Genomic DNA, 14,398 nt, shown 5'->3' with positions numbered 1-14,398 from the left:
TTCATTATTTCAGTAATAATTGTAAAAATACTATTTTGATTTATATAATTATTGTAGTTACTTACTAATTTTAATCGGAAATCAGAATTTTGTGAAAATGTTGACGTAATATGTGTTATACTATTCTGGTAATTAGCAAGTACTTTTGTATCAGTAGGTTCATGATAATAACTTTAATAAATTACACGTATGAAATCAAACATCAGTAAATTAAACAGAAGAGATTTTTTAGCAAAATCCGGACTTGTTGGTACAGGTTTGGTTTTAGGTGCTCCGTTGTTTTCCTTCGGTCAGACAGATAGATTAAGTAATACAGTTGAAAATGATAACATTCAAATAAATAATAACTTGAAAAACAAAACAGATCTCAGAACGCGCAAACTTGGAGAGCTTGAAGTATCAGAGCTTGGACTTGGTTGTATGAATATTGCTTGGGCATACGGTAATTCTCCTGGTAAAGAAGACTCAGTTAAGCTCATTCGAAATGCATACGAATATGGTATCCGTTTTTTTGACACAGCAGAAATTTATGGGCCACATATTAGCGAACAGATAGTAGGTGAGGCTCTTCAGCCATTTCGGGATGAGGTTGTACTAGCGAGTAAGTTCGGCTTTGATATTGATTTTGAAACCGGACAGCTAAAAGGCGGTCTTAACAGCCGTCCGCAACATATCAAGCTTGCAGTGGATAGGATGTTGAAGCGATTAAAAACCGATAGGATCGATTTGTTATATCAGCATCGTGTTGATCCCACGGTTCCGATTGAAGATGTAGCCGGTACTATGGGCGAACTCATTAAGGAGGGCAAAGTGAGGTATTACGGGTTATCAGAAGCCGGAGCCGCAACCATAAGAAGGGCTCATAAAGAACACAAAGTAACAGCTATCCAAAATGAATTTTCCTTCTGGACCCGCGATCCGGAAGCCGAAGTAATTCCTGTTTGTGAAGAACTGGGCATTGGCTTTGTTCCCTGGTCTCCACTTGGAATGGGATATTTAACAGGAAAGGTTACCTCGGATTTTCCATTCGCAGAAGGTGATATCCGTAAAAACTTAAATTTCCCCCGGTTTACGACTGAAGCCTTGGTGAAGAACCGTCCGATAGTAACGTTGTTGGAGAATATGGCACAGAAATACGAAGCTACTTCCGGTCAGATTGCATTGGCCTGGCTGATGGCTAAAAAACCGTTTATAGTACCCATTCCCGGAACAAGATCAATAACGCATATGAGAGAAAATACAGATGCACATAAGGTAATTTTACAAACTAGCGATATAGATGAATTAGAATCCGGGTTCGCTGCTATGGAGGTATTTGGAAACAGAGCTCCCGAAGGATTGAAAGCATCACACGATATTGGAACGAGCCTTGGTACATCATCAAAAGGAACAAATGGCAAAACGCCGTTACCCGATAAAATTAAATAAACAGTATATTCACCCGTTGGCGGAATTAATTCACTAAAAAATGTCAGGAAATAAGTTGTGCATATCATTGATTATTAGTATTTTAATGGTGATCAAACTATTAATATACAGCTCAATTATGCACAACTTATATGCAATATTCGCTAAATTTCTTGATATATGCAAGATGTTTTCTGCTGATTTAGTAAACGAAAAAGGGAATATACCTCGCAGAGGAGTCGTCCCGAAGTTCTCTGACTTAGAAGTGATCAGTTTAAGCCTTGCTGCCGAATCAATAGGTATAGATAGTGAAAGCTTTTTGTTTTCTAAATTAAATGAATACAAAGATGATTTTTCTTCTCTCATATCCCGTCGTCAATATAATGATCGCAGGAAGCTCACTATCGGCTTATGTAATCAGGTGCGTGAAAGAATTGCATCAAAAGTTGATGGTGGAGAAGCTATTTTCTGTATTGATTCTATGCCAATTGAAGTCTGTCGTCCCATAAGGTCAAAACGTTGTAAAATGGGAAAGAATAATTATGATAAAGCTCCCAATTATGGCTATTGTGCTTCACAGGGTAAACATTATTACGGATATAAATTACATTCTCTCTGTGGGTTGAGCGGTGTCATACACTCTTTTGACCTGACAAAGGCGAGTGTTCACGACATTCATTATTTGAAAGACGTAAAGTGTAACTTTCAGAATTGCACCATCATCGGTGATCGTGGATATATTGGAGCAGCCATACAACTTGATTTATTTGAAAAAGCTAATATCAAGTTGGAAGTTCCATATCGGTCGAATCAAAAAGATTGGAAACCTGTATTTAGTCCATTTGCTAAAGCAAGGAAAAGGGTTGAAACGCTTTTTGCACAATTATGCGATCAATTTATGATAATCAGAAATTACGCAAAACAAACAGAAGGATTGTTTACCAGAATTACGGGGAAAATTAGTGCACTTACAATCCTTCAATATATAAACAAGATTAATAACAAACCCATTGGACAAATTAAATATGCACTAATTTAATTCCGCCAACGGGTTATATTCTATAACTTTATTAAAATAATCAGATGAAGAAAATCATGTTATTCGTAGCATTCATTGCTACAACATTTAGCTGTTCCCAGGTTTTAAGCGACTACACGGAGGTTAGCAGTCTTCAAACAATTGAAGATAAAATGGCTATCAAAGAGGTAGTAGATGTATTCTCTAACCTTGCCGATACTAAAGAGATCGAGAAACAGGTTCAGCTCTTTACCGAAGACGGGGTGGTTCAATCGTATACCGACGGAGCATTATCATCCTATTTAAAAGGGCGAAAACAGCTGTTCGATGCATTTTCCGGGTTCTTATCCAACTTTAAAACAGTCTATCATCAAAACGGACAACAAACAATTGATGAACTTACGGCAACTACTGCCAAAGCAACTTCATATTGCCGTGTTATATTGATCGGTAATCAGAACGAAAATCCTGTAAAAATTACCATGTATACCATTTACAAAGATGAATTCGTGAAGCAGAACGGGAAATGGCTTATAAAAAAACGAACTTCCAATTTTGTACATCGTGAAACAGAATAATTCTACCAATTGATACTACTTCATAATCCACAACCAAAGGATATTAAAGGAAGCTCCGGCCGATTAAAGAGATGTAAATCTTTAGTCAACCGGAGCTTGGATATTTCACGCCGTAAAAGTGTAGGCACTATGTATGCATGAGTGTATGCCGTTACCAATCCTGATGTGGGGATATTTATTCGGCGTCTTCTCTTAGTTCGTGCTTTATTGCGCGACGAATGGTTCTGAATTTGGGATGTATGGCATACTTCGGACGAAGGGAGCTTTCTTTTACCATGAAGACAAACAGACAGAAAAGTCCGATCATCAAAAGCCATCCGTACAGTTCCTTCATCGAAATCAGCAACGCATGCTGCTGAAGTGCACCGTAAAGCGCTCCTGCCGGCAATTTATACGAGGCGGGATTTACATGGTCGAAGCCGGCACTCAGAAGCATTGCATTCTTTTTGGTTACAACCTGTAACGCATGTCCCACTATCGAATCGCCCAAAGCCGACCCGAAAGCCGCACTTACAAAAGACTGGATTGTAAGAGCCTGAAAGAAATTCTGGAACGGCACCCGCGACAAAGAGGTAAGAAAGCAGATCGCAATAATTACATAACCGAACGACCGTAAGAAAACAGGCAGGATAAACGCCTGTTTCGGCAAGTTATAATCGATGGTAAAGTAGCTGATCGCCAGATACCCCAGAATACAGGCAAATCCAATAACCGTCATCGTCTTGTACCTCCATTTACGCAAAGCAAACAGCTGATAGGTGAACAAAGCCCCGGTAGCCGTACCTAATATGGCTGTCCAATTGAGCGAGTTTACGTGCAAAGCATCATATCCCAGGATTGATTCCATCAAAATGTGTTCAAAAAGATGCGATGGGGCAAGCAACAGGTCGATTACGATGAGCAGTGCAAATGTAAGAGACATTCCCACAAGGGAGGCATAACCCGCCATCATGATATCTTCATGCAGCAAGGCCAGCGAACCAACCATCTCGGCTACCGAAGCCAGGTAAACCCCTCCGGAAAGCTGAAATACGATAACGATGGCAATCATTATCCACGGTTTCCATTTTTTCGGAACAAAATCGCGGATAGCCGGTAAAGTAAAAGGACCTGATTCGTGCATATCAATAGTTTATAATACATTCGGCATTCATTCCGGCACGTAAACGTTCCAGGTCGGCCTTTTTATTCTCGGCAGTAAATTCGATGCGGATGGGAATCCGTTGTTCAACCTTTACAAAATTACCGGCCGAATTATCCTGAGGGAATAATGAAAAGCTGGCCCCCGTAGCACTGGAGATAGATCTCACAACCCCTTTGAAGATTACATCCGGAATGGCATCCACCTCTATCTCCACCGGCTGTCCCTCTTTCACATGGGCCGTCTGCGTCTCCTTACACCACCTGCAGTTCGGCGCTAAGCTTGGAGTTGCCGGCATCCAGCATATCGGTAATCAGAGCCAGGTCGTTCAGATAGCGGTTGTTTATCACATCATAGTTTTGTTCTGCCAGTTCGAGGCTCTTCTTTTGCGTGTCGTACATAGCGAATGCCTCTGCGAATCTTACATGCGAAGCCTTTACCAGGGTTTGGATATTATCCCTTAGCAACAGCTCGTTCTCCACCGCCTTTTGATACGAATACCGGGCAAGTCGAGATTTACTACTGGTTTTGTACTGCGAGGCCAGGTTGTATTTAATACCGATACCCACGTACCAGTAGTTAAAGTTTTTGTTGATGGGAGGCACCTCGATGGTGATAGGGCCGTCCAGATGATCTCCGGCTATCAATGCCACCGAAGGCAGACGTTCTGCATTTACTATCTTTTCGTTGTGTCTGGATTCTTCGATGCCCAGTTTGGCCTGTTGCAGCAACGGCGACGATTCCAATGGATGCTCATCAATTTACTATCAGCACGTTGTGAAAATAAAAAATGGGAACTGTGTATGAATAGAATCAGTAAAAAAGTAACCTTCAATTTCGTCATATATATTTAAATTTCAGTTTGTTAAGTGTTTTAGAATGACGGGTGCAAAGGTCGGGTTTCTTACTAACTTCACGAAATCTCTAATTGTGCAGAATTGGTTTAATTTGGACATAAAAAGAAAAAAAACTACTTTTGCACCTCATTTCAATCTTGATGAATGAAAGGCAAAATTCACATTAAAAACATCAGCGAGCTGCTTCCTTCAGGTACATCTCCAACCGACATACGAGTAAAGATAAACTGTACAACAATCGATTCAACCGATGTTTTATCTCAATTTTCTGTTCCGCTGTATTTAAATGCTTCCATTGCCATATTGGTCTTATCCGGAAATGCGACTGCATGTATCAACTATAAATTCCATAAAGTAGAGCCGGATACATTGCTTTTGCTATCGGCCTCACACATGTTTAACTTCGACAACTGCAGTGCCGATTTTAAATGTATCTGCCTGTTTGTAAGTAAAGATTTTATGGACGATATGGATTCCACCGATATGATTTATAAACGGATCAAGTATGGGGTAAGGATGTTTAATATGCCGGTGTTGCGGATCAGTACCCACCAGTCGGAGTTGCTGTACAAACGAATTACGTCCGTAAATGATGCTATAGAAGATGCAGAGCATTTGTATCACAAGGAGATTATCTTAAATTGCCTTTTCGGGTTCTACCTGGATTTAAGCAATATGATAGACCGGACCTCCGACCTGGAGACCGAAGCCAACCTTACCCGCTACGAAAGCATCATCAAATCGTTTATCGAATTACTGGTGGCAAACTACAGAAAGGAGCATAAGGTAGATTTCTATTCCTCGAGGCTGAATATCTCGGATCATTACCTTATACATATCGTAAAACGGATAACGGGACAGACGGTGACCGACTTTATCTACGAAATGCTTTACAGTGATGCCAGGACATTACTGATGCATTCGAAGCTCTCCATCCAGGAGATAACTTCGCTGCTACACTTCTCGGATCAATCTTCCTTCGGGAAGTTCTTTAAACGTAAAGCCGGTCTTTCGCCCATCGATTTCAGAAAGCAAAAAAACTGATTATTTGGCCGTTTGCTGAGCAGATATACCTGTATATCTTTCGCCAACGATCTTGATCTTATTAATCTGGTCGGTAAGGCTCTGCTGTTCTTCGGCAGTAAATTCAAAATCGGCCGCCCACATGTTTTCCTGCAGATGGGCCAATTTGGTAGTGCCCGGAATTGGAACGATAAACGGTTTCTGCGCCAGTAACCAGGCCAAAGCCACCTGAGCAACCGTTAGTCCCCGCTGATCTCCAAATGCCTTCAGGGTATCTATCAACGGCCAGTTGGCAATCACATTATCCGGTTGATAACGGGGCAGGGTGGGCCTGTTGTCGTTGTTGGGATTGTATTTGGAACGCTCGTTAAGGTAACCGGTAATCATCCCCCGGCTTAACGGGCTGTAGGGCACAAACCCGATACCCAACTCCTCGCATACGTTAATCACATCCTTTTCCGGTTGGCGGGTCATCAACGAATATTCACTCTGTAAAGCAGTCACCGGTTGCACGGCATGCGCCTTTCGGATATTGGCTTCGCCGGCCTCACTTAGCCCGAAGTACTTAACCTTCCCCTCCTGTATTAAATCTTTAACCGTTCCGGCAACCTCCTCCATGGGAACGGCCGGGTCAACCCTGTGCTGGTAAAGTAAATCAATATAATCAGTCTTCAGGCTTTTCAACGAATGCTCCACCACGGCCCTGATTCGTTCCGGACGGCTGTCCAACCCTTCGCTCGGCCGGCCATTTTTAAATCCAAACTTAGTGGCAATTACAATCTCTTTGCGGAAAGAAGAAACAGCTTCGCCAACCAGCTCCTCATTTACCAGCGGTCCGTATGCCTCAGCCGTATCAAAAAAGGTAACACCTAAATCGTATGCCTTATGAAGCATGGAGAACATCGCTTTCTTATCGGGCACAAAGCTGCGGTGATAGCTCATCCCCATACAACCCAGTCCCAATGCCGAAACCTTAAGCGCCTGACTGCCCGAGCCTAAAGTACGGTACTTTACATCCGTGTTAGCAGGCATGCTTAACCCGTTTTCGGAACCCTGTGCCTTGCCGATTGCCGGCGAGAGTATGACCGACCCGCTTAACAAAGCACCTGCTTTTAAGAAATCTCTCCGATTGTTCTTTTCCATAACTCCCATTTTTAGATTTTTGATAATGCAAAATTAGTAGCTTATTTGGTGAACCACTTATATAAATTACGGCTTTATTTATACATTTTACGGATTAACATTCCTGTTTAAAACGAATAAATGTCAATTTCATCTGTCATCTCTCATAAAATGGCTCAGATCCCTTTGTGGATAAGGGTTCTGGAAATGACAGATGGGTGTGACAGATCCAAATCATCTGTTATCTGTCACCAACGGAATCAGGGACGCAGCATATACAATACGTTCTTTCCGTAGCCCAGTTTTTCTATCTTTCCACTCTCGATCAGCGTATTAAGGTCTTGCAAGGCGATGTAGCGTGAACACTGATTCACACCCATACAGTCGGTACAAGTAACCGTGCGCAGCTCATTCATTTTACTTATAATCCGCTGCAAACGCTCCTCTCCGGTAAACTCTTTTTTCTTTACGGCAGGTACACGTTCCAGCTTCATGGACTTCAGACTTGCTTTCATCTTATTTGAGCAGCGGAAATTCACATTCCTGAAGCGTATCGATTCGGCACGTATCCGCTTTTCGCTGGTGATATCTTTGGGACAATCCAGCGAAACGGAATAGTATCCCAGTCCGTCCAGGTTTACATTCTCGCCGTTTTTAAGGCGATTGGTAACCACTTGGGTGAAACTTTCGAGCAACCCTTTTATGTCGCCCGATGAAAAGGTGGATATAGTGGAAATCTCTGCAGCCAGGTCATCAATTGTTGCCGTACGTGAAGGAACAATACGGGCATGTAAGTTTTGTATTCCGTTCTTTGCTGATGCAGGAGGATTTTCTGTTAGCTTATACTTAGCACTCATGTAATGATTAAATATTAGAAAAGATTAAGGAAACTAATTGTAAAACTTAAGGCAAGTATTCGTTTGTCAATTGTCAAACGCAAAGTCAACATATGGATAACTTGCGTTTAACAATTGTTGAATGCAAAGTGTCCATATGTTGAACAAATACTTCCCTTAAGGCAAAGATACAAAAGTATATTGGGAAAAAAATAATTTACAAGATATTAATGATAAATAACCTGTTGATTGCGGGTGTTAAGCTCTACTTCCGGAAACTGGCACGCAATCTTTCGTATGCTTTTCCATATTTTTCCTCGTTCAACCCCTTTAAAGGATAATCCTTTGCCGGCAGAATCGGAATCACTTTTGCAGGATAATCGTTGGCATCGTATATGTTTCCACAAATACTTGCAAAGGCCTTCCCGTCAACCGGTTGATAATAGGGCTGAATGCACTCAATCCCTACGCGACGTGGCTGAGCACCATGCAGAAACGCCTCATCACCTCCATAGAACCCCACTTTCTGAAGCCAGTAATTGGTCTGCAGAGACATTGGGAGAATCCATTCGATGGTAGGATATTGTTCCAGAATCCATTTAATATGCTCCACACCCTTCAGGGCCTTTTCCTCTTTAATCAGCACCCGTTTCCCTTTGGGGGCAGGTTCCACGTAATCGTTGCAAAGATTTGTAATATACATATCCTCCGGCTTGACCGAATTGAGTGTAACATACATGATGTGATTAAATAAATCGCGCGCCTCCACATTGCGGCTTCGTTCGCCATGATCCTCGGGGAAACGACGAAAATAGTAGTCGGCAAACATCGCATATTCGGTTGCCGTATCAGACCATTGCAGATTTGAATCTTCACCTATAACTAATAATCTGGCCGTGCCAGCCGCTTTCAAATCTTTAGATCTCATTTATTGTTTGTTTGATGGGTGTAAAAGTAGGCATTCCTTTTCAAACAAACATCAAATAGGCAGACCAACAGGCTGTTATTTTTGCTTTACCCAAATAAGTTTGGAGGTATCGTACCCTCTTTCCCTGGCCTTTTCCAGCAGCATATTCACCGTTTCATGCGGTAACTGCGGCGTACGGCTTAATATCCAGAGGTATTTATCCGAACTGCTGCCTATCAGAACATAGCTGTAATTTTGCTCGTCCAGTTCCAGAATGTTATACTCGCCGTAAAACCAAAGGAAAAAAGAGACCTCCAGTTTACCCGGTTCATTAGGATCCGGCCTTCTGGCCTTCCCCTCCGCCGTTTTAAACTTTCCGTTAAAGTCGGGTTTGTACCCACTGTTCAGCACCCTGATTTTCCCATCCGGACGCAGTGAATACTCGGCAGTCACCCCCACCATATCCCGTTCAAAAGGATGATCGAAGCGGGCAATTTCGTACCATTTACCCAGATACCGGTCCAGATCGAGCGATCGGACCGTCTGCTTATTGATTGTATTTTTCTTCTCAGCCTGAGAACAAGCCGTAAAAAAAGGCAAAGCCAAAAGGACACTCGTAAGAATAAATGCTTTCATAGCGTTGTTGATTATGTTATATAACCCGTTTGCAGGCATTGCGGTTCATGTAAAAATGGCAACTTCCGGCATCTGTTATTAATTATCGCAGACCATTTGCCATTTGGAAAAGATATTGCTACTTTTGCAGTACACATCAGTCATTTTCTTCCTCTTCAATAGATACTTTAAGTATCCTTCTTTTATTCTTTTATTAATATAATAAGATAGGGCGTGCACGATGCGTGCAAGTTGTGCAACGTAATCTCTCAGAACCCGCATGGGCACAGCGTTTCAAGCGACCACTTTGCGACCACTTAGCGTGCAGTATTTATAAGTCCTTTTTTGTTGATTTATCAGATAATAAAAAACACTCTATTTTAATCAATTGATATGCCTTGTATTGTTAAAATAAGTGTTATATTTGAAAACGAAAAGCACGGATTATACTCCGAACTCCCGTTTTTGTTAGCTCTCAAAGAAAAAACCACCAGGTAGTTTATTTGTGACTGACGCAGATTAAGAGTGTTATAAATTCGAATCAATATTGTTATGAATTAAGGCTAAAGAATTGAAACCATTAATGAGCGGTATGAATAAAAAAACAAAAATAATTTTATGGATTTTATTGTTGACGACAATAGATCAACTCGTAAAATTAGTTATCCATGCTTATTATATGGATGTGCGGTTTGAAATAATACCATCATTGTTTGAATTCGCGCCTGTATTTAACTCTAATTACAGCTACATAAATGACCTGCTTAATAAAAAATTAAATATTGATATAGGCTTTATTCCTCACATCGTTTTATATGTTGTTTTGCAGGTGGTTGTAACAAATATTTATATTTCCTTTAAAATCAAATTGGATAACACTTTCTCGTGGTTACTAGATACAGCCTTTGTATTTCAGGTGTCTGCATTACTTTGTGCGCTAATAGGAAACGTAATTTGGGCTGAGGGAGTGCTTGATTATATCTATTTAAAACCATTGTACGTTTTCGATCTCAAAGATGTATATTCATGGGTGTTTGTTTTCCTGTTTCTTGCATATACGATAAAGAACAAAGAGCAATTAAAAACAGTAAACTTAGACCCTAAAGATGTGATTGATTATATCAAAAAAACAAAGTTGTTTTCCAAATATAAGTGAGTCATTGTTTTAGTAGAACGATTCAAGAGAGTGTGCATGATTAAATGAAATTTGCTGTGAAAAGACTTAAATAGATGCTTGTTTCCAGAATACCTAAACTTTCTAATCCTCTAACTTAAAATGTCAGAATTAACAACTATATTTATTGCAATAAAATATAAGATACATTGATATGGCATCATTTAAAAACCTTAGGATAAAAAATTTCAGAGGGTTTGACTCCATCGAATTGAAAGGATTTAATCGCATTAATATCTTGATGGGGAAAAATAATTGCGGAAAGTCGTCTGTTCTGGAGGGGATACTTCTTTTGATTGGATTGCATAATCCTACGTTACCTTCTTCAATTAATAAGTTGCGGGGTATGCAGCCAGGACAATCAGGTTTTCTAAAATCAATGTTCCATAATATGGATATGATTGCTCATCCTGTTATTATGGGAGATTACGACGCAGACAGTTTTCGGAAACTGGAGATTAAACCCATTCTGAAAACATCTATGCAGGGGGGAGGTTCTCCCTTGGTGTCATCTCCTACACAGGATTTATCGGGAGTGGAACTAAAAGGAATTACTAAAATACAGGATAAAGAAACAAGTTCTTCTGTTTCTCTTACGATAGAAGGGGGTAGTGAAACAACTTTATTTTCGACTGTTTCGCCAGATGGTCTGGATGGCACATTTATTTCATCGCATATGGGTGAAGGGCTTTCTTTAGCGATGATTTCTGATTTAGTTAAAAAGAAGAAAGATCATATTGTTCTTGAGGCTATTCAACGTTTTGACGATAGAGTGAAAGCCATAAAGGTTTTACCCGATGGTATTTATCTGGATATGGAAGGCATTGATGAGTTGGTACAAATAAATGCAGCAGGGGATGGTATCCGTCGTTTTTTAAATATTGTTTCAACGATTGCCAATCTTGAAAGTAAGATTGTTTTAATTGATGAGATTGAAAACGGTTTGCACTATTCGGCTTATAAGCTTTTATGGCAATGTATTTTGGTAATTAGCGAGGTGACAAACGTTCAGTTATTTATTACCACCCATAGTATGGAAACCTTGAAATGTCTAAATGAAATTCTTCGGAAAGAATCTAATGCCAAATACCGTGATTGGGTTAATAGCTATACGATTGCGAATACTAAATTAAAGGGTTTTCAAACCTATCGATATAACTACGAGGGATTTACTAATGCTATTGAAAATGAAATAGAAATACGAAGCTGATTGTGAAACGACCTGTGAAAATAATAGTAGAAGGCGTTGCTGATGTTCGCTTTGCAAATGACCATTTTCGCGACCTCACGAAAATGGTGGGTATTTTAATTTATCCGGTTAAAGCGGCTTACCCTTTCTTCGTAGGTGCGGAGATACATTCTTTTGGATCGTTCATCCAGATATGAATTTGAAATTAATAGCTTCACTTGCTCGTCTGAACCAGTAAAAGAATGCAGGGCTTTCTGGACCTGGACTTCATTCAATCCTATCAATTTCCCAAAGGTTTCAAAATCTTCTTTACAGGGATGTCCGGTGCGGGAATATACATCCGACTTAACCAGATTTGGTGATAAACCTTCTTCAAGTGCAAAATCGGAATCTTTTACATGGAGTGAGGCATTTAGTAAATCGTAAGCAGGAGAGAGGCAATAATCTCCATCGGGGGTTTGCTGCAAAGAAAAGTTTTTTAGGTGAGCATCGCTGTTGCAGAACTGATAGTTGAATACAACCAGTTTAAAAAACTTAGCCATTTCTGCCTGCCATGCAGCCACATAGCGTTTTATACAGGTTGCTATATCTTCGTAGCTCCCCGTATATTTAAATGATCCGCCATGAGTTAGCGAGGTCTTGCCAAGCAGGGATGCAAAATCTTCCTGTTTTATTTTAGTTCCATCCCGGGCAATATCAAATCGCCTGATTATATAGGCTGGTGTATTGTCCTGAAAAAACAATAAACCATTTTCGCCCGTTTCAATAGCGAACACCTGTCTGGCAATCTGCATGGTTAGGTGTTCATTGGCCGGTATCTGGTTTCGGAACCTCAGGGATTTATTGGATGGTGCTGGTTTAATAATATATAGTCCCTGTTCGCCTTCGGGAGTCAGGCATATTTTGCCTTTTCGAATAATAGCAGACAGCTTTTCTTGTACTCCGGAAATGGATATCCTTTTTATATTTTCAACAATCTCTTCCGTTGTGTCTTCATTGTCGTACAACAATTCCATAAATGGACTCACCTTTTTCCCTCCAAAAAGTCTGCGTAATGCCGTAGTGCTGTATGTAGCATAGTTGGGCGCAAGCGTGCCCGGACAGTTTTTAATCTCAAACATAATCAGGTAGTTTTAGTTACGGTAATTGCTCCAATAGTATCGATGCCTGCTGTTGCCAGTAGGAGTCCGAAGAAATCATTTTCGTCTATCTTCAATCTACGACATTGAATTGCTTTATTGTCTCCTTCGGAAAGCATATTGAAAAAGAAGGGGAATAAGGTGTCGCTTTGGTATGGCTCTGTACGTAATGGCAAGGTGAGCGATATAGCATCACTCCCGGGTGATACAAGATACTCTTTATCGTAAACAAACGTAAAGGTGTTATCATCATTTTCTGTGAGATGACCTGCCAACATCTGGTTGGAATATACGACTGCTTTTCTCATAATTTATCTGTTTGCCGAATTCTAAATACCAGCTCCAGACCTAGTGCATCTCCAAGCCTGGAAAGAACATCAATGGAGGGGTTTCCCTTTAATGATTCCACCAATTTAATGGTACGCAGCCCTACGCCCGAGATATCTGCTAAGTCCTGCTGAGTTAACCCCAACAATACACGCCTCTCTTTTATTGTTTCATACAGCTTCATAGTGCAATATATTACCTCTTTGATGCAAATGTAATGAAATATATTCTTAAATCATTCCAAAAGTGCCATATTTTACACGTTTAAGTGTTGTAATTTAAGGGAGGCCATAAGAGGGCAATCCGGACTGATTGGGTTTCCTTTGCGGTAAGAATCAAGCAATTCCATCGATAGCTGGGCCAATACATTGCGTATGCGGCGGCGTTCTCCTTTAATACGTGCAATCGGCATTTGATCGTAAGCCGTGGTTTTATGGCGCATCCAGGCGATAACTGCTTTTGCTGCCCGTTCTTCGACCGGAATGGTAGATGTTCGGGCTACGGTTCCACTTCCTACGGGTGTGGCATGGAGGGTTACCAACCGGGCAATCTTTGCTTCCTGCTCTGCATAGCATGGATGAAAGTTGAGAAAGGATCTTACTTGTTTGCAAAAATCATCCACATAGGCCGTTTGAATTTTTTCACGGCGAAGCTTGGATGCTTCGGCTTTTTTGTGAAAGGTCTCGGTTTCGCGGAGATGCTTCATCTCAAGTTTGGCTTGTTCGATGGTATCTTTAGGTGCCCAAAGCCCTTTGGAAATGATTCGTCTTCCCATTTTTACCTGAACCCGCCAGAAGATTCCTGTTGCACTTACTTTTCTGGTTACTCCGGCATCTCCCGCAGGAAGAAAGATCCAACCAAGGGGTGGTGTAACGAGCTGGCCTTTTTCGTCCAGTAAATTGCCGTTTGCTGCAAGGGTTACAATACGCAATTGCCCGTTCATCATATCTGAATTTTTTTTAAATGCAAAAGTATTATTCTGAAATTGAATGTGCAATTAAATTGAAAGTAAGATGTTTTTTTGGCTTTAAACCTTATGCTATTAATTTTTGTGTTTTATAACAT

The 14,398-nt window shown here is 40.7% G+C and carries 14 protein-coding genes and 3 pseudogenes; 6 read left to right on the top strand and 11 right to left on the bottom strand.

What is annotated here, in order from left to right; translation table 11 throughout:
• The first annotated feature begins 189 nt into the window (after positions 1–189).
• From F5613_RS04610 to F5613_RS04600, 3 genes are read left to right on the top strand one after another with little or no spacing between them, the layout of a single operon-like run.
• Positions 190–1,428, top strand: a complete 1,239-nt coding sequence (locus F5613_RS04610) for an aldo/keto reductase (protein ID WP_068181756.1) — start codon at positions 190–192, stop codon at positions 1,426–1,428.
• A 40-nt stretch (positions 1,429–1,468) separates the two neighbouring features.
• On the top strand, positions 1,469–2,446 hold the full coding sequence (locus F5613_RS04605) for an IS982 family transposase (RefSeq protein WP_034753041.1): 978 nt from the start codon (positions 1,469–1,471) through the stop codon (positions 2,444–2,446).
• A 44-nt stretch (positions 2,447–2,490) separates the two neighbouring features.
• Complete coding sequence (locus F5613_RS04600; RefSeq protein WP_179398844.1) at positions 2,491–3,003, top strand: nuclear transport factor 2 family protein; 513 nt, start codon at positions 2,491–2,493, stop codon at positions 3,001–3,003.
• A gap of 175 nt (positions 3,004–3,178) precedes the next feature.
• Here the strand turns inward: F5613_RS04600 and F5613_RS04595 are convergent.
• The 3 pseudogenes from F5613_RS04595 to F5613_RS04585 all read right to left on the bottom strand — a co-directional run.
• A pseudogene (locus F5613_RS04595) lies at positions 3,179–3,919 on the bottom strand (hypothetical protein); the annotation flags it as partial.
• A 208-nt stretch (positions 3,920–4,127) separates the two neighbouring features.
• Positions 4,128–4,400: pseudogene (locus tag F5613_RS04590) on the bottom strand (HlyD family secretion protein); the annotation flags it as partial.
• Positions 4,399–4,884 (bottom strand): annotated as a pseudogene (locus tag F5613_RS04585) (TolC family protein); the annotation flags it as partial. The pseudogenes F5613_RS04585 and F5613_RS04590, both read right to left, overlap by 2 nt.
• Before the next feature lie 261 nt (positions 4,885–5,145).
• Here F5613_RS04585 and F5613_RS04580 point away from each other — a divergent pair.
• Positions 5,146–6,045 carry a helix-turn-helix domain-containing protein gene (locus F5613_RS04580; protein WP_179398842.1) on the top strand — a complete coding sequence of 300 codons (900 nt, stop codon included), beginning with the start codon at positions 5,146–5,148 and terminating at the stop codon, positions 6,043–6,045.
• Here the strand turns inward: F5613_RS04580 and F5613_RS04575 are convergent, their stop codons facing one another.
• From F5613_RS04575 to F5613_RS04560, 4 genes are all read right to left on the bottom strand, one after another.
• The gene (locus F5613_RS04575) at positions 6,046–7,167 is read right to left on the bottom strand and encodes an aldo/keto reductase (RefSeq protein WP_179398841.1); all 1,122 of its coding nucleotides are present in this window, start codon (positions 7,165–7,167) and stop codon (positions 6,046–6,048) included. It lies immediately after the preceding gene.
• 239 nt (positions 7,168–7,406) lie between these two features.
• Complete coding sequence (locus F5613_RS04570) at positions 7,407–8,003, bottom strand: HU family DNA-binding protein (RefSeq protein WP_179398840.1); 597 nt, start codon at positions 8,001–8,003, stop codon at positions 7,407–7,409.
• Between the two features lie 244 nt (positions 8,004–8,247).
• Positions 8,248–8,910, bottom strand: a complete 663-nt coding sequence (locus F5613_RS04565) for a uracil-DNA glycosylase family protein (RefSeq protein ID WP_079684633.1) — start codon at positions 8,908–8,910, stop codon at positions 8,248–8,250.
• 75 nt (positions 8,911–8,985) lie between these two features.
• Positions 8,986–9,525 (bottom strand): lipocalin family protein, encoded by a 540-nt coding sequence (locus F5613_RS04560; protein ID WP_179398839.1) that lies wholly within the window; start codon positions 9,523–9,525, stop codon positions 8,986–8,988.
• 571 nt (positions 9,526–10,096) lie between these two features.
• Here F5613_RS04560 and F5613_RS04555 point away from each other — a divergent pair.
• Together F5613_RS04555 and F5613_RS04550 are read left to right on the top strand one after the other, a co-directional pair.
• Positions 10,097–10,660 carry a signal peptidase II gene (locus tag F5613_RS04555; RefSeq protein WP_179398838.1) on the top strand — a complete coding sequence of 188 codons (564 nt, stop codon included), beginning with the start codon at positions 10,097–10,099 and terminating at the stop codon, positions 10,658–10,660.
• Positions 10,661–10,832: 172 nt separating this feature from the next.
• Complete coding sequence (locus F5613_RS04550) at positions 10,833–11,888, top strand: AAA family ATPase (RefSeq protein ID WP_179398837.1); 1,056 nt, start codon at positions 10,833–10,835, stop codon at positions 11,886–11,888.
• Positions 11,889–11,983: 95 nt separating this feature from the next.
• On the opposite strand, the gene F5613_RS04545 is transcribed toward F5613_RS04550, so the two are convergent.
• From F5613_RS04545 to F5613_RS04530, 4 genes are all read right to left on the bottom strand, one after another.
• Positions 11,984–12,988, bottom strand: coding sequence for a type II toxin-antitoxin system HipA family toxin (locus F5613_RS04545; protein ID WP_218858862.1), 1,005 nt, complete (start codon positions 12,986–12,988; stop codon positions 11,984–11,986).
• A gap of 2 nt (positions 12,989–12,990) precedes the next feature.
• Positions 12,991–13,314 (bottom strand): HipA N-terminal domain-containing protein, encoded by a 324-nt coding sequence (locus F5613_RS04540; protein ID WP_179398836.1) that lies wholly within the window; start codon positions 13,312–13,314, stop codon positions 12,991–12,993.
• Positions 13,311–13,517, bottom strand: coding sequence for a helix-turn-helix transcriptional regulator (locus F5613_RS04535; RefSeq protein ID WP_068181695.1), 207 nt, complete (start codon positions 13,515–13,517; stop codon positions 13,311–13,313). Before F5613_RS04535 ends, F5613_RS04540 begins: the two co-directional genes overlap by 4 nt.
• 72 nt (positions 13,518–13,589) lie before the next feature.
• Positions 13,590–14,279 (bottom strand): DUF2293 domain-containing protein, encoded by a 690-nt coding sequence (locus F5613_RS04530; RefSeq protein ID WP_218858861.1) that lies wholly within the window; start codon positions 14,277–14,279, stop codon positions 13,590–13,592.
• Positions 14,280–14,398: the final 119 nt, after the last annotated feature.

The organism is Macellibacteroides fermentans (assembly GCF_013409575.1).
Classification (GTDB): domain Bacteria; phylum Bacteroidota; class Bacteroidia; order Bacteroidales; family Tannerellaceae; genus Macellibacteroides; species Macellibacteroides fermentans.
The sequence above is the reverse complement of the archived record's forward strand: the minus strand, read 5'-3'. Positions and strand labels throughout refer to the sequence as shown.